Origin of the sequence: uncultured Veillonella sp. (assembly GCF_963534045.1) — a bacterium.
GTDB lineage: Bacteria > Bacillota > Negativicutes > Veillonellales > Veillonellaceae > Veillonella.
This window is the reverse complement of the sequence record NZ_CAUSQT010000028.1, coordinates 1-23,343: the sequence shown is the minus strand read 5'-3', so window position 1 is coordinate 23,343 and position 23,343 is coordinate 1. Positions and strand designations below refer to the sequence as shown.

Sequence of the window (23,343 nt, the reverse complement as noted above, 5' to 3'; positions counted from 1 at the left end):
GTTTGTCTGTGAGCGATAGGTACTTGAGACTTAAATCATAGACTGTGCTCGGAGAGGTCTATATGGCAACGCTTTTGGACAGGAGTTCGACTCTCCTCATCTCCACCATGAGATGATTCATACCGAAGATTTAGTATCGTGTAGTGATACTAAGTCTTCGGTATTTTTGCTTTGTACACAAATTTTTATGAAAGTCAACAAAATATGGTGTGAAATTGCACACAATTAAATGCATATAAACCTAGATTTTATCTAGGTTTATAGGATATAGAAATCTTGACTATCTAATCGGAATAAAGTACAATATATTGAGATATTTATGAATTTGGATCTTATAAATTTAGTGTTATGAAAAGGAGTACATGTAATGAAGTCTCGATATTCACGCATGTTAGCAGTATTAGCAGTATCTGCTTTACTGGTGGCAGGCTGTGGTAGCCAACAACAGCAATCAGCTGATGTGGCGGTAAACTCGTATAAAATCGTATCGCAAAACGCACAAGTTGATCAAACTTATACGGGTACGGTTAAGGCAGAAAATTCTGTGGCTGTACATGCTCGTGTTACTGGTTATGTGGTGGAAAAATTTGTTAAAGGTGGGGACCAAGTAGTAGCTGGTCAACCTTTATATCGCATCGACTCTCGCCAATATGAATCCAATGTAGCAACAGCGGAAGCTAATGTAGCAAGAGCAAATGCAGATTATAAAAATGCAGAAACTGATTTAGATCGTTATGAAACATTGGCAAGTCAAGATGCGATTGCACGCCAACGCGTAGATACACAACGTTCTGCCACGGAACAAGCTAAAGCAGCTGTAGAAGCACAACAAGCTGCATTGAAGATTGCTCAAGATAACTTAGGTGATACTATCATTTATGCACCATATTCAGGTACATTGAGCATGGATGCTGTTGATATAGGTACCTTTGTTAATGCAGGATCCACAACATTGGTAACCATCGATTCTGTAGATCCTATTTTCGTTGAATTCAGTATGACTGAACAAGAGTATCTTGAATTTATGGCTACTCGTTCTGGTGATGAAAATAGCGGTCTTAATTTGAAATTACGCTTAGCTGATGGCAAGGAATATAATCAAGTAGGTTCTGTTGTTCAAGCAGCAAGAACATTAGATCCTTCCACAGGCAAGCTCATTTTGAAAGCTTCGTTCCCTAACCCTGACCATTTATTGTTACCTAATATGTTTGCTACCGTTATTTCTCCTGGTGAAAAATTAACGGATGCCATTTTGGTACCTACAAAAGCTATTTTACAAATTATGGATAAAAACTTTGTCTATGTCATCGGTCAAGATGGAACAGTATCTCAAAAGGCTGTTGAACTTGGTGGTACTACAGGGGCTTTCACAATCGTTAAATCTGGTCTTGTAAATGGTGATGAAATCGTTGTAGATGGTTTAACTAAGGTTAAAAATGGTGCAAAGGTACAAGCCACTGAATTGTCTAAAACACAAATTGAAACAGCTAAACAATAGGAGGTAAGACGTGTCGAAATTCTTTATTAATCGACCTATCTTTGCCATTGTTATTGCCATCATGATTACATTAATCGGTTTGCTTTCAATGGTTAATCTTCCGGTAGCTCGATATCCACAAATTTCACCACCAAGTGTACGTGTTAGTACCATGTATACAGGTGCTACGCCTCAAGTACTGAATGATACTGTAGCCAGTGTAATTGAGTCTCAAATTGTAGGCGTTCAAGATTTAGACTATATGACATCTGATAGTGCTAGTACTGGTACATATTCTTTGTCATTACAGTTTAATCAAGGTAGTGATCCCGATATGGATACGGTTAATACCCAAAACCGTGTGCAAGCGGCGCTAGCTCAACTGCCTTCAGAGGTCCAACAAGTTGGTGTAACAACGACAAAATCCTCTGGCGATATGGCGTATATTTTCTCCTTGAATTCTCCTAATGGTACCTTTGATAGTACATTCCTTAAAAACTATGGTACAAACTATTTGATGGATGCAATTAAGGGCGTAAAAGGTGTTGGTTCCGTTCAAGAATTCGGTTCTGACTATGCAATGCGCATTTGGTTAGATCCTAGCAAGATGCAAAAATTAGGCATTACCATGTCTGATGTAACATCTGCTATTAAAGGGCAAAACGTACAGGCTGCGGCTGGTACAGTTGGTAAAAATCCTACTAATGGAGAACAAGCATTCCAGTATCCTATTAAAATTGATGGCCGTCTAGTGACAGAGCAACAATTTGGTAATATTGTTATCAAGAACTCTAATGGTACTGTATTACATTTAAAAGATATAGCTCGTATAGATGTGGGCGCAAAAGGGTACGATTTTGTCGCTAAGTCTTCATATCGCGATCCAAATGCTCCATCTGGTGAGATTTTATTTGTTGAACATCGTCCGTCTGCTGGTTTTGCCATTTCCTTACAAAATGATGCAAATGCTTTAGAGACGATTTCAAATGTTCAAAAAATATTGCAAGAACAGTCTAAGTCTTTCCCACAAGATTTGGAATATCACGAAGTAGTAGATAATACGAAATTCGTACGTGCCTCTATTAATGAAGTAGAGCATACATTCTTTGAAGCTTTATTGCTCGTACTCATCGTAGTGTATGTATTCTTACAATCTTGGCGTTCTACATTGATTCCGATGATTGCAGTACCTGTATCATTACTAGGAACATTTGGCGCGTTTGTATTATTAGATTTCTCCATCAATACATTAACACTGTTTGCCATGGTATTGGCTATCGGCCTTGTCGTCGATGATGCTATCGTAGTGGTAGAGGCTGTTGAATATGAGTTAAAATATAATGGTTTATCTCCAAAAGAAGCTGCCATTGCGGCTATGAAAAATGTACAAGGCCCAGTTATCGGTATTGCTTTCGTATTGGCTGCCGTATTCGTACCTGTTGCGTTTATGGGTGGCATGACGGGTATATTGTATAAACAATTCGCCTTAACGATTGCTGTATCTGTAGCAATTTCTGCTGTTATTGCATTGGTATTAACACCTGCGCTCTGTGCGATGATGTTAAAACCTCATGTGCAAAAAGAACGTGAAGACTTTGTTCATCGTCAACTCAATAAATTTAATCGTGGTCTTGAACGTTTTAGCGATTGGTATGGCAAGGTGTTAGCTCGATTAAGTCATCGTTTGAGCTTAACCGTTATTACATTGCTCGTCTTTGCTGCTGGTACAGGTATCGTATTCCATTTCTTACCTACAAGTTTCGTACCTGCAGAAGACAGTGGATATTTCCTTATTGCTGTAAATGAACCACCAGGAGCAACGTCTGCTCGTACCGTGGAAACTCTTGATAAAATCAAAGATTTCTTAGAACAAACACCGGGCATTAAAGATAATGTAGAACAAGTATTTACTGTTTCTGGGTTTGACCTTTTAGGGGGCTCTCAAAAATCTAGTGCTGGTGTTTCCTTTGCGGTATTAAAAGATTGGGATCAACGTAAATCATCTAATCAATCTGTTAATGCTATGGTGGGTGCAGTATTTGGCTTTGGTGCGAAGAATGTACCTGAAGCCAGTGTAGTAGCTTTGAATCCTCCATCCATTCCAGGCCTTGGTAACACTGGTGGCTTTACAATGTATATCATTAATAAAGCTGGTGATAGTGCTGAGGTAATGGCGGAACGGGCTCAGGCATTTATGGCAGAAGCTCGTACTAACCCAGCTATCCGAACAGTGTATACTACATTTGATACATCAACCCCATCCTTACAATTTGAAATCAATCGTGATAAGGCTGCTCAAGATGGTGTTCAACTCACTGATATCTTCACTGCATTGCAAGGTTTCTATGGTAGTATTCAAGTTAATGATTATACATCGTATGGTAAGAACTATAAGGTTGTTGTTCAAGCAGATGATGCATTCCGTCAAAATGCTGACAACTTGAATATGCTTGCTGTTCGTAATAGTAAGGGTCAAATGGTTTCTATTGCTAACTACATTACGAAAGATAAGACGTCAACCCCTTCATCCATCACGCGTTTCGATAATGCTATGGCCGTTAAAATTGGCGGCTCTGCGGCTCAAGGATATGCTTCTGGTGATGCAATTCAAGCATTGAAGGATGCAGCTGCTAAAACATTGCCAGCTGGTTATACCTATGATTGGGGCGATCAATCCCGCGAAGAATTGAAGGCTGGATCACAAACCATGTTGATTCTAGGTCTTGGCTTGACATTTGTATTCTTGATTCTTGCTGCATTGTATGAATCCTGGAAAGTTCCATTTGCCGTACTATTCTCTGTACCATCTGGGATGATTGGTGCTGCATTAGTACCATTCTTGTTGAATTTTACCGGTCGATTCCAATTAGCAAATGATATTTACATGCAAATCGGTTTATTAACCCTGGTAGGTTTGGCGGCGAAGAACGCCATTCTGATCATCGAGTATGCGAAGATTCGTGTAGATGAACGTGGTATGGATATCGTCGATGCGGCTATCGAAGCGGCTAAGATTCGTTTGCGTCCAATCTTGATGACTTCCTTTGCATTCATCTTTGGTGTATTGCCATTGGCAATTTCTACTGGTGCCGGCTCTGGTGCTCGTACTTCTATGGGTATCACGGTAGTAGCAGGTATGACAACCGCTACATTCTTTGGTATCTTTATCATTCCAATGCTTTTCATCATCATTGAAAAGATTGGTCCTGGATTCTTTACGAAACGTAAAAAGAATCACTAAATCCAAATTTCATAACACAAATAAAACACGCTTATAACATGGCTTATAGGCGTGTTTTTTTGACTGTTTTATGGTATAATATGCTAGTTAAAACGATTTAATTATCGTATGGGCGATATTGTGAAATATTTATATAAAAGAGGTATAAACATGAGTGATGTAAAAACATTTGTGGCTGGTCATAAAAGCCCTGATACTGATTCTATTTGTTCTGCTATTTCTTATGCTAATTTGTTAACACAAATGGGTACACCTGCAACGCCTGTATGTGCTGGTGATGCGAATAAGGAAACTAAATACGCATTGGAACATTTCGGTTTCGAACACCCACAAATCGTTACAAATTGGGAAGAGTTCGCTCCTAATGGTGGCGATTTATACTTAACTGACCACAATGAATCCAAGCAAATCATCGACGGTTACAAATCTATGAATATGTGTGGTGTTATCGACCATCACCGTATTGGTGATTTCGAGACTGATGGCCCTGTATTCATTCGCATGGAACCAGTAGGTTGTACAAATACAATTTTGACTAAACTTTATATTGAAAATAATCAAGAAATTCCTAAGAATATTGCTGGTTTAATGTTATCTGCTATTATTTCTGATACTGTATTGTTCCGCTCTCCAACATGTACAGAAACAGACAAGGAAATGGCTCATAAACTAGCTGCCATCGCTGGTGTAGATATTGAATCCTATGGTTTAGAAATGTTGAAAGCTGGCGCAGATATTTCTGATTTAACAAACGATGAAATTGTTCGTACTGATATGAAGGAATTCTCCGAAGCAGGTCAAACGATTTCTATCGGTCAAATTTCCGTTATGGATACAACTGATGTATTGGCTAAACAAGCTGAATTAGTAGCAGCTTTAGAAGCTCTTCGTACAGCTAATGGCTATGCGGCATCCTATATTATGGTTACCAATATTCTTGATGAAAGCACAACATTGATCTATAGCGGTGATGTAGAATCCGTTGTAGTTAACGCATTTGGTAAAGATGTAAAAGATAATGCTGTATTCTTACCAAATACAATGTCCCGTAAGAAACAAATTGTACCTCCAATTTTAGGAGCTATGAAATAATAAAGGATATAGACATATCATGGTAATAAAAACGTTGCTCTTGCAACGTTTTTATTATATGTGATGGTCATTTATAATTACTCATTTTATGTTATAGATAAGGAGATACCATGCAATCATTGTTAGATGGCTTGAATCGGGAGCAACAACAAGCCGTACAACATACCGAAGGCCCACTATTGATTTTAGCAGGTGCAGGATCAGGGAAAACAAAGGTATTAACTGTACGTATAGCATATTTACTAGCTCAAGGTGTAAATCCTTATGAAATCTTAGCCATCACATTTACCAATAAGGCGGCTAAGGAAATGAAAAGCCGTGTAGAAGGCCTTGTAGGCGATGTAGCTAATCGAATTTGGCTAAGTACATTCCACAGCTTTTGTGCTAAATTTTTACGCTTTGAATTAGATAATTTTTTAGGTTATAACAGTAATTTTACAATTTATGATACATCTGACTCTCAAGTCGTTATAAAAGCAGCGTTGAAGGCCCTTAATCTGGACGATAAATATTATCCTGTAGGTGCCATGATCAGTGCTATTTCCGATGCGAAAAATAAATTGATGTTTGCCTCTGATTATAGAAAACAAGCACGAGATTTTTACCAACAAAAGGTAGCTGATGTCTATGAATACTACGAACGAGAGTTGCGTAAAAACAATGCATTAGATTTCGATGATTTATTGCTAGTAGCTGTTAAATTATTACAATCTAATGCAGCTGTGCTTGATAAATATAGCAAACGATTTAAGTATGTCATGATTGATGAATATCAAGATACAAACCATGCACAGTATTTATTGGCTTATTTGTTATCATCGCATTGGAAGAATATTGCCGTCGTAGGTGATGCTGACCAAAGTATTTATGCATGGCGTGGTGCAGATATTCAAAATATCCTTGATTTTGAAAAGGATTATCCAAATTGTACATCCATTAAATTGGAACAAAACTATCGTTCTACAAAGATCATCTTGGATGCAGCCAATGCAGTTATCGATAATAATGAAGGACGCCCAGAAAAGAATCTTTGGACTGATAAAGTAGAAGGGGCTAAAATTCAACACTTTACGGCTCAATCGGAACATGAAGAGGCTGCTTTCATAGGTGATACAATCGTAAAAAAACACGATATTCACGGCGTACCTTATGGTGACATGGCCATCCTATATCGCACCAATGCACAATCTCGTGTGCTAGAAGAAGCGTTAATCAAACGTGCTTTGCCATACACAATGGTAGGTGGTACTAAGTTCTACGATAGAAAAGAAATTAAGGATGTGCTCGCTTATTTGCGCGTATTATATAATCCGTTCGATGATTTAAGTTTATTGCGTATTATTAATGTACCAAAGCGTAGTATTGGGGCTACTACGGTATCTAAGTTACAGGATTATGCGCGTGAAAATGGTACATCCTTATTTATGACCTTAACACAATTGCATTTGGTTGATACCATTAAAGGAAAAACGAAAGAGAAACTTGAAGAATTTGGCATTTTAATTTTTACACTTGTTGCAGAAATGGATGATAAATCCGTCCTTGATATTTTAGAAGCTATCCTTGATAGAACTGGCTACTTGGCTCAATTAGAGGAAAGTACGGATCCACAAGACCAAGCGCGTGCAGAAAATATCGGTGAATTATTATCTGTGGCAAAGGATTTCCAAGATACGAATCCAACGGGTACTGTTGAAGACTTCTTAGAACAAGTGGCCTTAGTGAATGATGTCGATTCCTTTGAACAAGAAGAATCCAAGGTTACTTTGATGACGTTGCATGCTGCTAAAGGTCTTGAATTCCCTATTGTATTCCTTGGTGGCTTAGAAGAGGGCTTATTCCCACATAGCCGTACCTTGATGAATCCAGAGGAAATCGAAGAAGAACGACGTCTCGCATACGTAGGGATTACGCGTGCTGAGAAGGAATTATATATTTCTAATGCTACAACCCGTACCGTATTCGGTCGTACTAGCAGTTATTTACCGTCTCGTTTCATCGATGAAATTCCAGCGGAACTCGTCGATAGTTTACGTGCAAAACGAAGAATTCCTGATGATATTAAACCAACAGTGCCAAGACATATGTCGGTCGCTAGTCGCCCTGTAACAAAACCGATTATTCGCAATGAAGTTATCGCTGATTGGAAGGTTGGGGATACTGCGATTCACAGCAAATGGGGGAATGGTAAGGTCGTCAATGTTTCCGGTGAAGGGGCTGGCATGAAGTTGACCATTGAATTCTCTACACAAGGTGTTCGTGTAGTTATGGCTAAGTTTGCACCGGTAAAAAAAGGTTAAAACAATCACTGTATGATATAGAGGATAATTATGAATCCTAAAGATAGAATAGAACAATTACAAAAAGAATTGACTCATGCTCAGTATCTATATTATGTAAAAGATAATCCGACGATGAGCGATTTTGAATATGACCAAAAATATCGTGAGCTCGTGGATTTAGAAACGGCACATCCTGAATATATTGTGCCATCGTCTCCGACACAGCGGGTTGGCATCAAAGCGGATGGTCCTTTTGAAAAAGTAGTCCATGGTAGACCTATGCTCAGCTTATCTAATGTGTTTAGTGCGGATGAAGTGCGTGCTTTTGACCAACGGGTAACGAAGGAATTGGGACATCAAACAAAGGCTTATGTGGTGGAGTTAAAAATTGACGGCTTAGCTGTTAATTTGCACTATGAAAATGGTATCTTTGTCCGTGCCGTCACACGCGGTGATGGTAAGGTAGGGGAAGATGTAACAGCTAATGTGCGTACCATCAAATCCATTCCTTTATACCTAGAAAATGCTCCAGAATTTATCGAAATTCGCGGTGAAGCGTACATGCCACATAGCGAATTTAAACGTATCAATGAGGAACGCGATGAAGAAGGGTTACCGACCTTTGTCAATCCTCGCAATGCAGCGGCAGGTTCCTTGCGACAACAGGACCCTGCTATTACGGCAAGTCGAAATCTTGCATTCTTTGCTTATGCCATCGGTTTTGAAAGCGGCGCTAATATTCATACGCAAGAGGAATTGTTACATACATTGGAGAATTTCCATTTTTCCGTAAATCCTCATTATCGCGTATGTAATACCGTAGACGAAGTTATTGAGGCCATTAATTATTGGGGCGAAAAACGTCATGAACTGCCATACGATACAGATGGTATGGTTATAAAGGTTAATGATTTTAATGATCAAGAGATGTTAGGCTCAACCGCAAAGGACCCTAAGTGGGCTACGGCTTATAAATATCCTCCTGAAGAGGTGGAAACAGTTGTCAAAGATATTACCATCAATGTAGGACGTACTGGCGTATTGACGCCAACTGGAGAATTAGAACCTGTATTTGTTTCCGGTACCAATGTGAGCCGTGTGACACTACATAATCAAGACTTTATTACAGAAAAAGATATTCGTATTGGTGACCACGTCCTCATTCACAAGGCGGCTGAAATCATTCCAGAAGTCATTCGTGTATTGCCAGAAAAACGTACGGGCAGTGAGGTTCCTTTCACAATTCCCAATCTTTGTCCTGTTTGTGAAAGTCCAGCAGTACGTCGCGAAGGTGAAGCGGCCATTCGCTGTACTAATAAACATTGTCCTGCTATTGAAAAGGAACAAATCATTCACTTTGCATCTCGTGATGCGATGAATATTGATGGACTTGGCCCAAGTATTGTGGAAAATTTAATCAATGAAAAATTGATTACCAATGTAGTTGATTTATATCATTTGACTACGGAATCCATCATGGGTATGGACCGTATGGGTAAAAAATCGGCAGATAATCTTGTGAAAGCTATTGCAGATTCTAAATCTCGTGGATTAGACCGCGTACTATTTGGCCTTGGCATTCGCCTTATCGGGTCTAAAGCGGCCGGTACAATTGCTAATGTTGTGAAGTCTATGGATAGATTTTTAACGATTAGTAAAGACGAATTAGTGGCGGTGGAAGAAATTGGGCCTACCATGGCAGATAGCATTATCGAATATCGAGAGGACCCTCAACATATTGAAATCATCAATGGCTTAATCGAAGCCGGTTTAAAAATGGACGTAGATGTACAAGAAGCCGCTGGTAATGAAATGGAAGGTGAAATCGTTGTTCTTACTGGTAAACTCGAGGTCATGGGTCGTAGTGAAGCTGGTAAATTATTAGAAAAACACGGCGCTAAGGTGACCGGGTCCGTATCTAAGAAAACAACACTCGTCGTTGCTGGTGAAGATAGTGGCAGTAAATTGACAAAGGCGAATGAACTTGGTATTCGCGTTATCAATGAAGAAGAATTTATAGAATTACTTAAAGATTTAGGTGAAAACTAATCCTTTATTTTGAAAATATATGTCATATGCTTTATAATTAAGAGATATGAAAGGATGTGGACCGATGAAAATCAGCCAAGAGGAAATTAAAAAAATCGCTTTACTGTCCCGATTAGAAGTAAAAGAAGATAAAATGGCTACCGTTGAGAAGGAATTATCCGATATCTTAACGTATGTAGCAGAATTAAATGAATTAGAATTAGATGATGTAGAAGTAATGGCTCATGCTGTTCCTTTGCATAATGTATTTAGAGAAGATGAGACTAAACCTTCTTTAGATCACGACTTAGCATTGTCTAATGCACCTGAAGAAGAAGACGGGTACTTTAAGGTACCACGCGTTGTACAAGAATAGGAGGTTTCACTGTGGCAACAATTCATGAATTACACACTAAATTAGTGAACAAAGAAATCAGTGCTGTAGAATTAACAAATGCAGTGATTAGTCACAAAGCAAAAGTGGAACCAGAGGTACATGCGTATTTATCTGATTCTCACGAATTAGCATTAGCATCTGCAAAAGCTGTAGATGAAGCAATTGCTAAAGGTGAAGCTATTTCTCCATTAGCAGGTATTCCTGGCGCTATTAAGGATAATATTTGTATTAAAGATCAACCTGCTACATGTGCATCTAAAATGTTGGAACATTTCATTCCTCCATATAATGCATCCGTTATTGAACGATTACATGCTAATCACTTGGTTAGCTTAGGTAAACTTAACATGGATGAATTCGCTATGGGCGGTTCCACAGAAAATTCCGCATTAGCTAAAACAGCTAATCCATGGAATTTGGAATGCGTACCAGGCGGTTCTTCCGGTGGTAGTGCAGCGGCAGTATCCAGTGGCTCTGCTATTTGGGCATTGGGCTCCGATACAGGTGGTTCTATCCGCCAACCAGCATCCTTCTGTGGTGTGGTAGGTATGAAGCCTACCTATGGTAATGTATCACGTTATGGTTTGATTGCCTTTGCATCCTCCTTGGATCAAATTGGACCTGTTACACGGGACGTAACTGATGCTGCATTGGTATTAAATGCCATTGCTGGCCATGACCCTAAGGATTCCACATCCATTCCTGGCGAACGTGTAGATTATACAAAAGCGCTTGTGAACGATGTTAAGAATTTAAAAATTGGTGTACCAAAAGAATTCTTTGGCGATGGTCTCAATGCAGAAGTACGCAAGGCTATCGATGAAGCTATCGAAACATATAAAAAATTAGGCGCTGAAATCGTTGAGGTTTCCTTGCCTAGCACAAAATATGCTTTGTCTGCGTACTATATTATCGCATTGGCAGAAGCAAGTTCCAACTTGGCTCGTTATGATGGTGTAAGCTATGGTTTGCGTGTGCCTGCAGATAATTTGGTAGAAATGTCTACTAAAACTCGTACAGAAGGCTTTGGACCAGAAGTGCAACGTCGTATCTTGCTCGGTACCTATGTATTGAGCGCCGGTTATTACGATGCATATTATTTGAAAGCTCTTAAAGTACGTCGCGTTATCAAAAATGAATTTGATGCAGCCTTCTCCAAGGTTGATTTGTTATTGGCTCCAACAGCCCCTAACACAGCGTATAAGTTTGGTGAAAAAATCAATGACCCATTAGCAATGTACTTAGAAGATATTTGTACAGTTCCAGCTAACTTAGCAGGTATTCCTGGTATTAGCATTCCAGCGGGCATGAGTAGCGATAACTTGCCAATTGGCTTACAATTATTGGGTCCTGCAATGGGCGAAGAAACATTGTTACGTGCCGCTTTCACATTCGAACAAGCACGTCCAGATTGTCAATTAGTAGCACCAACTGGGGAGGTTTCTCTATGAGTAGTAAATACGAAACAGTCGTTGGTTTAGAGGTTCATACAGAGCTTAAGACTAAGTCTAAAATCTTCTGTGGTTGTACCACTGAATTCGGCGGTGATCAAAATACACATGTATGCCCAGTATGTCTTGGCTTACCTGGTGCTATGCCTGTGTTGAATAAACAAGTAGTAGAATTTGCCATCAAAGTAGGTTTAGCGTTGAATTGTGAAATTCTTAAATTCAACAAATTTGACCGTAAAAACTACTACTATCCTGATTTGCCTAAAAACTATCAAACATCTCAATATGATTTGCCAATCTGCTTGAATGGTCACTTAGACATTGAAGTAAATGGTGAAACTAAACGCATCGGTATCACACGTATTCACATGGAAGAAGACGCTGGTAAATTGGTTCATAGCGGTAATACGATTTCCGATTCTAATTCTTCTAATGTTGACTATAACCGTACAGGCGTACCTCTTCTTGAAATCGTATCTGAACCAGATATTCGATCCGGTGCAGAAGCGAGAGCATACGTTGAAAAATTGCGTTCCATTTTGCAATATTTAGAAGTATCTGACGGTCGTATGGAAGAAGGTTCCTTGCGTGGTGACTGTAACGTATCCGTACGCCTTCGTGGCTCCAAAGAATTTGGTACACGTACAGAAACTAAAAACGTTAACTCCTTAACAGCTATTCAAAAGGTTGTTGAATACGAAGCATTGCGTCAAGCTAAGCTTATCGAAGCAGGCGGCAAAGTAGACCAAGAAACACGTACGTGGGACGATGCACAAGGCATCACTCTTGGCATGCGTAAGAAGGACGAAGAAAATGATTACCGTTACTTCCCAGAACCAGACTTGGTACCAATCGTAATTACGGACGAAAAAATCGAAGAAGTACGTCGTTCCTTGCCTGAATTGCAAGACGCTAAAATTGCGCGCTTTGTATCCGAATATGGCTTGTCTCATGAAGATGCAACCATCCTTACCATGGCTCGTAAGACAGCTGATTATTTAGATGCAGCTGTGAAAGCTGGCGCAGATCCTAAGACTGTGGCTAACTGGATGCTTGGTGATTTGTCTAAGATGATCAATGAAAGCGGCTTAACATTTGGTGAATCTAAGGTAAGCCCTGAAAACTTGGCTGGTATGATTGCTCTTATTGAAAAAGGCACCATTTCTGGTAAAATTGCGAAAAAAGTTATCGTATCCATGTGGGAATCCGGCAAGGATGCTGATGCTATCGTAAAAGAAGAAGGTCTTGTTCAAATTACAGATACTGGCGCTATTGAAGAAATCGTAAAACAAGTTATCGCTAATAACCCACAACCAGTGGCTGACTTTAAGGGCGGTAATGGCAAAGCTATCGGTTTCTTGGTAGGTCAAGTTATGAAAGAATCCAAAGGCCGTGCTAACCCTGGTATGGTTAACCAATTATTACAAAAATTCTTAAACGACTAAGACTGTCTTGATTTAGTTCATCTTAATATATATAAACGAATTGTCCTCTATGGTATATTTACCATAGGGGATATTTTGTTTCACTGACTATTATGGTATAATAAATTGTATAAAATTGATTAATAGTTTTGTGATAAGGAATATATCATGAATAACCAAAATACAATGAATGAAAATAAAGAACAAGAAACTAAGACACGTGTCCTAAGCGATACAGAGCGCCGTGATTTTGATGGGGTTACCATTGATGAAGAAGGGGATACTGTACAAGTGGAATTTACACCTACTCAAAAAGAAGAAGACCGAAGTGGGTATGAGCAATTTCAAGACTATGGCCCTCGTGTGAAGGTATATCATTTTGGCGGTTCTAGTTGGCTAAGCCGTATCATTATGATTATTGTATTAGCTGCAATCTTAGCAGCTATCGTATTCTTTGGCGGCATCATCTTGTCCATCGTTGGCGTGGTCATCCTAGTAGGGGCTATTATCTCCTTTATCTTAGGCTTGTTTTAATGGTATAATATATCTATTATGACAAGACGGTGGCAAGTCCATTCGATGATGCTAAAGGGGTACTATGAACGTAGTTCTATCAACATTAAACTCAAAATTTATACATTCTTCACTAGCCTTGAGATATCTCAAGGCTTATGGTGAAGCCCATGGACAGGCATACGATATAGTGGAATATACTATTAATATGCCTGTTTTGCATATTCTCAGCGATATTACAGAGCATGATATCGATGTCCTAGGTTTTGCCTGCTACATTTGGAATATTGAAATGACCTTGCATGTGGTGGACATGGTGAAAGCCGTACGGCCCGATATTAAAATCGTATTGGGCGGACCAGAGGTTTCTTTCACAGCTGATGAATTATTAGAACGATGTCCGAATATCGATTATATTGTACAAGGTGAGGGCGAGGAAGCATTCCATGCCCTTGTAACAGCCTTACAGCTTGGTAATGATGGATTAGACCCTGTGATTCCCGGCGTGAGAGGACGTAGGGATAGTAGTATTCTAGGATCTTTAGAGGCTGTAGAGGTTTCTGATTTAGCGTCTATACCATTCCCTTATACAGAGGAAGACATGGAGGATTTAGAGCATAAGATTATTTATTATGAATCCTCTCGTGGTTGTCCTTTTTCCTGTCAGTACTGTTTGTCGGGCAATAAGAATACTGTACGATTCTTTCCTCAAGAGAGGACATTAGAAGAATTGCAATGGTTTATTGATCATGGTGTGAAGCAAGTAAAATTTGTAGACCGCACCTTTAACTGTGCACCTCATCATCATAGACCACTTATGGAGTTCATGAGAGACAGCGATACAGATATGAATTTCCACTTAGAAATGGAACCAGAGCTTATGACGGAGTGGGAAACCAACATTCTTTGTGAAACGCCGCCTGGACGCATTCAAATCGAGGTAGGTGTACAAAGTACGCATAAGAAAACATTAGATGCTATCAATCGCTATAATGATTGGCCATATATCCAAAAATCTATACGTCCTATTATTCAAGCAGGACGTACGCATGTTCACATGGATCTTATCGTAGGATTGCCTCACGAGGATTTTAATCGATTTGGACAATCTTTTAACGATTTATTTAGCTTACAACCTCATGCATTACAAATAGGATTCTTAAAATTGCTAAAAGGATCTGGTGTACGACGTATGCGTGAATATAAGTATGTGGCAGATCCATTGGCTCCATATGAGGTTCTAAGCACGCATGTACTACCTTATGATGATGTACGTTTCTTGAAATATTTTGAAGATGTATTTGAGCGTTTTTATAATAGTGAACGATTTAGAACAACATTTGGCTATATCGGACAACAATTGATACACGGTGAAATGGATGCATTTACCTATTTTTGTGATATGACACGTGCATGGCTTAAGGAAGGTAATCATAAGGTTAATCTTAAGGATATAGATCAAATTGAATTCTTATATCGTTTCTTCCTTGCAAAAGGTGATACGATAGCTGCAGAGTTATTGCAATACGATACATTGGTAAGCTATCGCGGTAAGGTGCGCAGCGACGCAGTAGGATTGCCTAAACAAACAAAGGAATTGCTACAAGTAGGCGAAGCGTTTTGGCGCAATGAAGAGATTGCGTCTACATTTATTCCCAATTATACGTTTAAAGAATGGCGTAAAATTCGTCAGCAATATGTGGAAATGACAATGAGCCGTGAAACAGCAACCTATTTAGGCATTCAACATATACCAGAAGGGGCTTTCACAGTGATTATAGATGTGAATAAAGAAGTGACCCCATTCATTCGCCCTGAAAACATACAATGATATAGAGGAGTGTTATGTCAGATACAACGAGACCGAAACGGTACCGGATGGTGTCAAAATTTTATAAAGAAACATATGGTGAAAAGGTATATAAATTACCTGTCGCATTACCTTTAACCTGTCCTAATCGAGATGGATCAGCTGGTGTTGGAGGATGTACATTCTGTGGGGAAATCGGTGCTGGTTATGAAAATAGACCTGCATGGATGACGGTGCGCATGCAATTAGAAGAAAATATTGCACACATCGGACCTAAATATAAGGCTAAAAAATTTATACCTTATTATCAAAACTTTAGTAATACCTATTTACCTCTTGAGGATTTTAAATCCTATATGGAACAAGGTTGTATTGATGAAGCCGTAGGGATTGCAATCGCTACGAGACCTGATTGTATTTCTAATGAGTATTTAGATGTATTACAGGACATACAACAACGATTTCATAAGGATATCTATATTGAATTAGGATTGCAAACCGTTAATTATCATACACTTGAGAAGATTAATCGAGGCCATGATTTAGCGCAATTTATCGATGCGGTTTTACGCATTAAGCGTTATGGATTTAATGTGACCACACATATGATTGTTAATTTGCCTTGGGATACGATGGAGGATACCATTGAAGGGGCCAAAATTTTATCATCCCTTGGCGTTGACCAAGTAAAGTTACATGCTCTATATATTGTGAAACATACATTGATGGCCAAATGGTATGAAGAAGGTCAAATCACCTTGATTAGCGCTGAGGAGTATGCGGAGCGCGTTGTTCAGTTTTTACGCCATCTCCATCCAGATATCGTGTTACAACGATTAGTGGGTCGTGCCCCAGAGGATAATACATTATTTACCAATTGGTCTATGGGTTGGTGGCGTGTGCAGGATTTAATCGACGATATGATGGATGAACTAGATGCACATCAAGGCGATTTATGTGATTATTTAAATGGTAAAGCAGTACGTAAATTTATAGATGGGGGACAAGCATGAGCGAACGGGTATTTACCTTTCCTACCTATGACTTAGCACAATCTATACTAGGTCAACACAATAGATATTTACAAATGATGAATGAAGTCATTCCTGCGGATATTGTATCCCGTGGTGATACAGTTGTCATAAAAGGGGACGAGCTTCAAGTAGAGGCGTTGTATCGGACATTAGAGGAACTGGTATTCCTCTATAAAGAAGGCAGTACGATTACAGAATCTCAAGTTCGCATTGCGGCTAAGATGGTGATGAATGGCAAAGGGGATGCCCTTCACTCTATGTTCGAGGATACTTTGTCCGTAACGATGCGCGGTAAAAGCATTACGCCAAAGACGGAAGGTCAAAAGCAATATGTGGACAGTATTCGCAAGAATACTATCACCTTTGGCATTGGACCTGCCGGTACGGGTAAAACGTTCTTGGCTGTTGCATTAGCCGCATTTTACTTGAAGAACCGCAATGTAGATAAGATTATTTTGACGCGACCTGCCGTAGAGGCTGGTGAACGACTAGGGTTCTTACCTGGCGAATTACAAGATAAGGTAGATCCATATTTGCGTCCGCTTTATGATGCGTTGCACGAAATGTTTGGTATTGAACAAGTACAACGCTTTATGGAACGGGGCACAATCGAGGTGGTACCATTAGCGTATATGCGCGGTCGTACATTAGAAAATGCCTTCGTCATCTTGGATGAAGCACAGAATACGACGGCAGAGCAAATGAAGATGTTCTTAACTCGTTTAGGTAATAACTCTAAAATGGTCGTCAATGGTGATAAAACACAAATTGACTTGCCTCCGCGTGTGACATCTGGGCTCTATGAAGCAGAAAAGGTATTAAAACGCGTGTCTGGTATTCATATGGTGTATTTTACAGATCAAGATGTGGTGCGTCATGATTTGGTAGGTCGCATCGTTAAAGCCTATGATGCATACCATCAAAAGCTTTCAAAGGAAGAATAAGAATTATGCATATACAAATTAGTTATGATGATGGTATAGTCCGAGATACTAAGATTGAAGAGGTTATACAAAAGGTTTGCGATGAAGTGAGCCGCGTGTATGGACTTGAAGATGATGAGTTAAGCATTCTACTATGCGACAATAAGAAAATTCATGAACTAAATAAGGAATATCGCGGTATTGATAGACCAACAGATGTATTGTCCTTTGCCCTTAATGAAGGAGACGATTACGAAGGTAGTGAAGAGGAACATCACCTATTGGGGGATATGATACTCTCCTTAGAACGAGCTCATGAACAAGCTGTCGAGTATGGACATAGTTTTGAACGGGAATTAGCCTATTTAACAACACATAGTTGTTTGCATATCTTAGGCTATGACCATATGACCGATGAAGATAAAAAAGAAATGCGCACAGAAGAAGAATTTGTGCTTTCTAATTTAGGGTATGTACGAGAGGATCAACCATATAATGAATAAAGCAGAACATTTTAAATCCGGCTTCGTAGCCGTTGTAGGGCGACCAAATGTAGGCAAGTCTACCATGATTAATGCCTTGATAGGCGACAAGATTGCCATTGTATCCGATAAGGCACAGACAACGCGTAACCGCATTATTTGTGTTTACACCGATGAAGAAAAACAAATCGTTTTCATGGATACACCTGGCGTACATAAGCCAAAACATAAATTAGGTGAATTCATGGTCGATGCAGCCATTGAATCTTTGAAGGAAACAGAGGCCGTTCTATTTGTTGTGGCAGGTAATGAAAAACGAGGTCCAGGAGATAATTTCATCATTGAACAATTAAAACGCGTGAAAGTACCGGTATTCCTCGTAGTCAATAAAATTGATACACTGCAAAAAGAACAGGTATTAGAAGCTATCGTATCCTATCAAGATGCGTATCCATTTGCTGGTGTCATTCCTATTTCGGCAAAGAATAAAGAAAATTTATCTGAACTTCTTAATGTGCTAGGTGAGCATTTGCCAGAAGGTCCTCAATACTTCCCAGAAGATATGATTACAGACCAACCAGAACGATTGATTATTTCTGATATCGTTCGCGAAAAGATTTTGTTGTCTACCCGTGATGAAATTCCTCATGCCATCGCTGTAGATGTAGATGAAATGAAGACTCGTGATGATGGAACCACATATATTCGTGCTACCATCTATTGTGAACGAGATTCTCAAAAGGGTATCATCATTGGTAACAAAGGTGCGTTACTACGCAAGATTGGTGCAGAAGCGCGCATGGATATTCAAAAGTTATTGGCTACAAAAGTATATCTTGATTTATGGGTTAAGGTTAAAAAGGATTGGCGTAATAAATCGGGTATGCTTTCAGAATTGGGATATAAAAAATAGATTATTTAGATTGATTATAGTTAGAAAGGATTGTTATGGACAGTATAGATGCCCTGTTACCGATTGGGTTCGGCATAGTATGTATTTTCTTAATTAACTTTTTGGTGGTAGCAAAATTCTCCTTTGCGCGGTTGCGCAAGGAACACGTAGAAGATATGGAAATCCTACATGAAAAGGATCGCCAATTCTTGTTAAAGCTATACCAAAATCCTGAGTATTTCCTTAATACTACACAATTTCTAATACTCTTTTTCATTCTCACCTTAGCAGGTACTGGCACATATATCTTTAATAGTTTTGTGGTAGGTATCATGGATATTTTTAATATCCATGGTACATGGGTTCATCATATTTTAGACCTGATCTTGCTTATTATCATTAGTCTTATCGTCCTCATCTTTGGCGAAATTGTACCGAAAGCATTGGGTTTATCATTCCCTACAAAATATGTAAATATGCATAGTCGCATCGTCGTTGGCGTTGGTCGTATTGTATATCCTTTTGTCTGGTTAGCTAGTAAAATATCCAATTGCATCCTTAAATTTTACCAAACAAAATACTTAACTGAACTAGACCTTGTATATACGGAAGAGGAACTACGCATGATGATTTCTAGAAGTCATGAAGAAGGTCAGTTAAATCAGGTAGAATCCGAGTTGATAGACAACGTTTTCAACTTTGTGGAACGTATGGCAAAAGAGGTTATGGTGCCTCGCCAAGATGTGGATTGTATTTTCGTGGAAGATGGTTATGATGAAGCCATGAAGGTAATTCGTTCTACATCGCATACGAGATACCCATTGTGTGTGGAAGATAAGGATCATATTGTAGGCCTTGTACATATTAAGGATTTGATGGAACGTCAAAAGCAGGCTAGAAAAGATTTGCGCAACATCAAACGAGATATCTTGACGGTTCCTGAAGTTATGAAATTATCTACCTTATTGCAATACATGCGAACACGTCGTATTTACCAAGCCGTTGTTGTCGATGAATACGGCGGTATGGTAGGCCTTGTAGGGTTAGAGGATATCATCGAAGAATTAGTAGGTGATATTCAAGATGAACATGAACCTCATTTGCCGGCTACGATGAGTTATTCTGATGGTTCCTTTGAATTTGATGGTAAGGTTCTTGTGGATGAAGTATCTGAAATGATGAATATTCACATTGAAGACTCCGATTCCGATACGATTGGTGGCTATATCTTCGGGTTATTAGGCCGTACTCCAATTGTGGGGGATACTGTTGATGCTTATGGTTATACATTTGAAGTCATCAAGATGCAAGGATATCGTATTTCACGTTTGCGTGTAACACCATTACCTGAGTCTGAAACTGTTACGGATGATGAACATGAACAAGATTAGTGGCGCTTTTAATACGCCGGCCATCGTGGTGAGTCGGAAGAAATATAAGCTCTATTCGGTGTTTACCTTTATCACACCGTCCTTAGGCATTATTAGGGCCTCTTTTCCGCATAAACGGTTGCAAACATTGCGTAATGCATCGTATTTACGCCCCTTCAGTGCTATGTATATCACAGTTGTGCAGGATGGGGAATTTGTGAAAGTCACACAAATTGATGGGTCCTATGTAGTGGAATCTCTAGATACGAATCTAGATAATATTGCCTATGCAGCCGTAGCCAGTGAACTGATACAAGAACTATTTGCATCGTATGATGTTGATTGTCATGTATTTACTGCTGTAGTCAATTATTCAAAATCGATACGTCAACGAAATGTACGATTAGGGACTATCATATTGGGATGGCAAATGCTGTCGTTAGCGGGAATAATGCCACAACATGAGGCTTTTAATACCGGAGATGGAATTGATTTATTCTGGAACGAACTACGGATACATACGCATATGAATCCATCCCTTGCATTACGCAACGCAATGCCAAATATTTTGGCCTATCAATGGGGCGATGCAGCACCTATTGAACTTCCTGGAACTGTATGGAAGGAATTAGAACGATTACTATTTTCTTATTGTGAACAGGAAATAGGTAAACAACTGCAAAGTGTAAAATTTCTGATGAGTTTATAATATATACTAATAAATTATTAGGTGTCGATTCATAAGACTCCTTATCAAAAATTTTTATAAATTTTAAACCACTTATCTCGAATAGGTTAGATAAACCTATTTAAGATAAGTGGTTTTCTTATATAGAAAAAATATAATGTATTACCTGAATATATATCTCATTTATGAGTTAGAAAATGGGAACAAAAAGTTTTATACTAAATACATTAATGGTTGTTCTATATATAGTAGAGTGATATTAGAGCCTATAGTGATGGCTCTATTTTATTTTTTTATTTTGAAACTATAGATTATAGAAATTTATTAAAGGATTGTATGGCATGGAATTAATCGAGTATATAAAGACATTAGGTAATGTAGGTGTAGCTCTATCTGGTGGTGTAGATTCATCCTATTTAGCGTATGCTGTCAAACAATCTGGCATTCCATGCAAAGCATATACTGTTAAGTCTCAGTTTGTGCCACAGTTTGAATTAGATGATGCCAAGAAAATTGCAGAATATATCGGTATTCCCTTAGAAATCATAGATATTGATGTACTCGAACATGATGATGTAACGAGCAACCCAAGTGATCGATGCTATTACTGTAAACATCATGTATTCACAACGATAAGTGAACAGGCTAAACGCGATGGATTTTCCATATTATGCGATGGAACCAATGCCAGTGATGAGGTAGATGATCGCCCTGGTATGAAAGCAATAGCTGAGCTATCTGTTAAGTCGCCACTAAGAGACTGTGGCTTAACAAAATCTATGATTCGCCAGTTGGCCAAACAGGCTAATTTATTTACCTGGGATAAACCATCCTACGCCTGTTTAGCTACGAGATTTCAAGCGGGACAGCACATAACAGGTCATGATTTAGAACATATCGAAAAAGCGGAAGGGTATTTATTTTCGTTAGGACTATCAGATTTTAGAGTTCGTCTGATAGGGAATACTGCTAAAATTCAAGTCCCAGAGAATCAAATAGCTATTGTTATTAAGAATAGGATTGAGATTCTCATATGTTTTAAATCTATGTTTGATGATGTTGTATTAGATTTAGAGGTGCGTTCATGAGCGATGATATAAGATCTCTTTTAGAGCAAGTAAAAAATGGACAGGTAGATGTGGATGCAGCCTTATTAAAGCTAAAGATGAAACCGATAGAGGATTTAGGGTATGCCAACGTTGATTTACATCGTCAATTACGGCAAGGTGTGCCAGAGGTTATTTATGGTGCTGGTAAGACTAGTGAACAAATCGTGGGTATTATCTCCTCCATGCAGTCTAATGGACAAGGTCATATATTGATTACACGCTTAGCACCTGATGTGGCTGCAGAGGTTCAAGAACACCATTCCTTGACCTATATCAAGGATGCTCATATCGGCTACGTTGGTGATATGCCTACGGAAAAAACAGATTCAAGTATAGCTATTGTTACCGGCGGTACAAGTGATTATAAAGTGGCTGAAGAATGTGCAATTACAGCTGAATTTTATGGTAATACGGTCAATCGAATTTATGACGTAGGTGTAGCGGGTATTCATCGTTTGTTACAACATTTAGATACTATTATGTCTGCTAAGGTTATCGTTGTCATTGCCGGCATGGAAGGGGCTTTAGCAAGTGTTGTTGGTGGCCTTGTGGATGTACCTGTTATCGCCGTACCAACTAGTGTTGGTTATGGAACGGCATTTGGTGGTGTTACGGCGTTATTATCGATGCTCAATTCTTGCGCTAGCGGTGTTACGGTTGTCAACATAGACAATGGATTTGGTGCTGCTTATACAGCGAATATGATTAATCATATAGGTGAAAGTAAATGAAACGATTATTTTTAGATTGTCAAATGGGCATTGCAGGAGACATGCTGACCGCGACATTACTCGGTTTAGTAGATAACCCTGAAATATGGATAGAACGGCTTAATCAAATAGGGATACCTAATGTTACCTATACACTTATTCCGAAAGAAGATAAGGGCTTACAAGGTTATCGGGTAGCGGTTACCATTAATGGTATAGAAGAGTCTGAACATCATACAGGTAGTCCCCATGACCAGCATCATACTGATCATCACCATCACGATGCTCATCAGGAACATGGTGAGACAGATACGCATGAAGAACATTCAGATTACCATATACATAGTGAACATCATGTACATGGTCGAGGCTTACAAGGTGTAACGGATATAATTAATAGCTTATCTATTTCCGATACGT

Annotated in this window: 19 protein-coding genes and 1 other RNA gene; all 20 read left to right on the top strand. The window is 39.0% G+C overall.

From position 1 onward, the window contains the following. Positions 1-108, top strand: a transfer-messenger RNA (tmRNA) gene (gene ssrA / locus RYP29_RS06095); the annotation flags it as partial. A 259-nt stretch (positions 109-367) separates the two neighbouring features. Beyond that, positions 368-1,498 (top strand): efflux RND transporter periplasmic adaptor subunit, encoded by a 1,131-nt coding sequence (locus tag RYP29_RS06090; protein WP_118353925.1) that lies wholly within the window; start codon positions 368-370, stop codon positions 1,496-1,498. Positions 1,499-1,508: 10 nt separating this feature from the next. Then, positions 1,509-4,718 carry an efflux RND transporter permease subunit gene (locus RYP29_RS06085; protein ID WP_311532644.1) on the top strand — a complete coding sequence of 1,070 codons (3,210 nt, stop codon included), beginning with the start codon at positions 1,509-1,511 and terminating at the stop codon, positions 4,716-4,718. Positions 4,719-4,868: 150 nt separating this feature from the next. Next, positions 4,869-5,810 (top strand): manganese-dependent inorganic pyrophosphatase, encoded by a 942-nt coding sequence (locus RYP29_RS06080; protein ID WP_009661058.1) that lies wholly within the window; start codon positions 4,869-4,871, stop codon positions 5,808-5,810. A gap of 110 nt (positions 5,811-5,920) precedes the next feature. Beyond that, the gene (pcrA, locus tag RYP29_RS06075; RefSeq protein ID WP_311532643.1) at positions 5,921-8,110 is read left to right on the top strand and encodes a DNA helicase PcrA; all 2,190 of its coding nucleotides are present in this window, start codon (positions 5,921-5,923) and stop codon (positions 8,108-8,110) included. Between the two features lie 30 nt (positions 8,111-8,140). Beyond that, a complete protein-coding gene (ligA, locus tag RYP29_RS06070; RefSeq protein WP_311532642.1) occupies positions 8,141-10,141 on the top strand; it encodes an NAD-dependent DNA ligase LigA in 2,001 nt (666 codons plus the stop codon). Between the two features lie 64 nt (positions 10,142-10,205). Then, complete coding sequence (gene gatC, locus RYP29_RS06065; protein ID WP_118353922.1) at positions 10,206-10,496, top strand: Asp-tRNA(Asn)/Glu-tRNA(Gln) amidotransferase subunit GatC; 291 nt, start codon at positions 10,206-10,208, stop codon at positions 10,494-10,496. A gap of 11 nt (positions 10,497-10,507) precedes the next feature. Next, positions 10,508-11,968, top strand: a complete 1,461-nt coding sequence (gatA, locus tag RYP29_RS06060) for an Asp-tRNA(Asn)/Glu-tRNA(Gln) amidotransferase subunit GatA (protein WP_005383425.1) — start codon at positions 10,508-10,510, stop codon at positions 11,966-11,968. Continuing rightward, positions 11,965-13,413: an Asp-tRNA(Asn)/Glu-tRNA(Gln) amidotransferase subunit GatB gene (gene gatB / locus RYP29_RS06055; RefSeq protein WP_005379876.1), complete on the top strand. Its 1,449-nt coding sequence runs from the start codon at positions 11,965-11,967 to the stop codon at positions 13,411-13,413. Before gatA ends, gatB begins: the two co-directional genes overlap by 4 nt. Before the next feature lie 147 nt (positions 13,414-13,560). Next, complete coding sequence (locus tag RYP29_RS06050) at positions 13,561-13,926, top strand: DUF4229 domain-containing protein (protein ID WP_005383423.1); 366 nt, start codon at positions 13,561-13,563, stop codon at positions 13,924-13,926. Between the two features lie 64 nt (positions 13,927-13,990). Further along, positions 13,991-15,736: a DUF4080 domain-containing protein gene (locus tag RYP29_RS06045; RefSeq protein ID WP_311532641.1), complete on the top strand. Its 1,746-nt coding sequence runs from the start codon at positions 13,991-13,993 to the stop codon at positions 15,734-15,736. Positions 15,737-15,750: 14 nt separating this feature from the next. Next, positions 15,751-16,728 carry a TIGR01212 family radical SAM protein gene (locus RYP29_RS06040; RefSeq protein ID WP_005379958.1) on the top strand — a complete coding sequence of 326 codons (978 nt, stop codon included), beginning with the start codon at positions 15,751-15,753 and terminating at the stop codon, positions 16,726-16,728. Further along, positions 16,725-17,693: a PhoH family protein gene (locus tag RYP29_RS06035; RefSeq protein WP_311532640.1), complete on the top strand. Its 969-nt coding sequence runs from the start codon at positions 16,725-16,727 to the stop codon at positions 17,691-17,693. Before RYP29_RS06040 ends, RYP29_RS06035 begins: the two co-directional genes overlap by 4 nt. Positions 17,694-17,698: 5 nt before the next feature. Further along, complete coding sequence (gene ybeY / locus RYP29_RS06030; RefSeq protein WP_038122682.1) at positions 17,699-18,175, top strand: rRNA maturation RNase YbeY; 477 nt, start codon at positions 17,699-17,701, stop codon at positions 18,173-18,175. Next, positions 18,168-19,067 (top strand): GTPase Era, encoded by a 900-nt coding sequence (gene era / locus RYP29_RS06025; protein ID WP_005379880.1) that lies wholly within the window; start codon positions 18,168-18,170, stop codon positions 19,065-19,067. The genes ybeY and era overlap by 8 nt, the downstream gene beginning before the upstream one ends. Positions 19,068-19,102: 35 nt before the next feature. Beyond that, entirely contained in the window at positions 19,103-20,437 is a 1,335-nt protein-coding gene (locus RYP29_RS06020; protein ID WP_005379916.1) for a hemolysin family protein, read from the top strand. Next, positions 20,424-21,125: a DNA recombination protein RecO gene (locus tag RYP29_RS06015; protein WP_311532639.1), complete on the top strand. Its 702-nt coding sequence runs from the start codon at positions 20,424-20,426 to the stop codon at positions 21,123-21,125. The genes RYP29_RS06020 and RYP29_RS06015 overlap by 14 nt, the downstream gene beginning before the upstream one ends. Positions 21,126-21,445: 320 nt before the next feature. Then, positions 21,446-22,192 (top strand): ATP-dependent sacrificial sulfur transferase LarE, encoded by a 747-nt coding sequence (gene larE / locus RYP29_RS06010; RefSeq protein ID WP_311532638.1) that lies wholly within the window; start codon positions 21,446-21,448, stop codon positions 22,190-22,192. After that, positions 22,189-22,944 carry a nickel pincer cofactor biosynthesis protein LarB gene (gene larB, locus RYP29_RS06005; protein ID WP_311532637.1) on the top strand — a complete coding sequence of 252 codons (756 nt, stop codon included), beginning with the start codon at positions 22,189-22,191 and terminating at the stop codon, positions 22,942-22,944. The genes larE and larB overlap by 4 nt, the downstream gene beginning before the upstream one ends. Then, a partial coding sequence (gene larC / locus RYP29_RS06000) for a nickel insertion protein (protein WP_311532636.1) occupies positions 22,941-23,343 on the top strand: 403 nt, incomplete at its 3' end. The genes larB and larC, both read left to right, overlap by 4 nt.

Bases quoted from the DNA above. Each gene is read 5' to 3' on its own strand.
- RYP29_RS06050 (WP_005383423.1), top strand. From the start codon at position 13,561: ATGAATAACCAAAATACAATGAATGAAAATAAAGAACAAGAAACTAAG.
- RYP29_RS06035 (WP_311532640.1), top strand. From the start codon at position 16,725: ATGAGCGAACGGGTATTTACCTTTCCTACCTATGACTTAGCACAATCT.
- pcrA (WP_311532643.1), top strand. From the start codon at position 5,921: ATGCAATCATTGTTAGATGGCTTGAATCGGGAGCAACAACAAGCCGTA.
- RYP29_RS06040 (WP_005379958.1), top strand. From the start codon at position 15,751: ATGTCAGATACAACGAGACCGAAACGGTACCGGATGGTGTCAAAATTT.
- RYP29_RS06020 (WP_005379916.1), top strand. From the start codon at position 19,103: ATGGACAGTATAGATGCCCTGTTACCGATTGGGTTCGGCATAGTATGT.
- RYP29_RS06015 (WP_311532639.1), top strand. From the start codon at position 20,424: ATGAACAAGATTAGTGGCGCTTTTAATACGCCGGCCATCGTGGTGAGT.
- RYP29_RS06080 (WP_009661058.1), top strand. From the start codon at position 4,869: ATGAGTGATGTAAAAACATTTGTGGCTGGTCATAAAAGCCCTGATACT.
- RYP29_RS06090 (WP_118353925.1), top strand. From the start codon at position 368: ATGAAGTCTCGATATTCACGCATGTTAGCAGTATTAGCAGTATCTGCT.
- gatC (WP_118353922.1), top strand. From the start codon at position 10,206: ATGAAAATCAGCCAAGAGGAAATTAAAAAAATCGCTTTACTGTCCCGA.
- ybeY (WP_038122682.1), top strand. From the start codon at position 17,699: ATGCATATACAAATTAGTTATGATGATGGTATAGTCCGAGATACTAAG.
- larE (WP_311532638.1), top strand. From the start codon at position 21,446: ATGGAATTAATCGAGTATATAAAGACATTAGGTAATGTAGGTGTAGCT.
- larB (WP_311532637.1), top strand. From the start codon at position 22,189: ATGAGCGATGATATAAGATCTCTTTTAGAGCAAGTAAAAAATGGACAG.
- ligA (WP_311532642.1), top strand. From the start codon at position 8,141: ATGAATCCTAAAGATAGAATAGAACAATTACAAAAAGAATTGACTCAT.
- era (WP_005379880.1), top strand. From the start codon at position 18,168: ATGAATAAAGCAGAACATTTTAAATCCGGCTTCGTAGCCGTTGTAGGG.
- gatB (WP_005379876.1), top strand. From the start codon at position 11,965: ATGAGTAGTAAATACGAAACAGTCGTTGGTTTAGAGGTTCATACAGAG.
- RYP29_RS06045 (WP_311532641.1), top strand. From the start codon at position 13,991: ATGAACGTAGTTCTATCAACATTAAACTCAAAATTTATACATTCTTCA.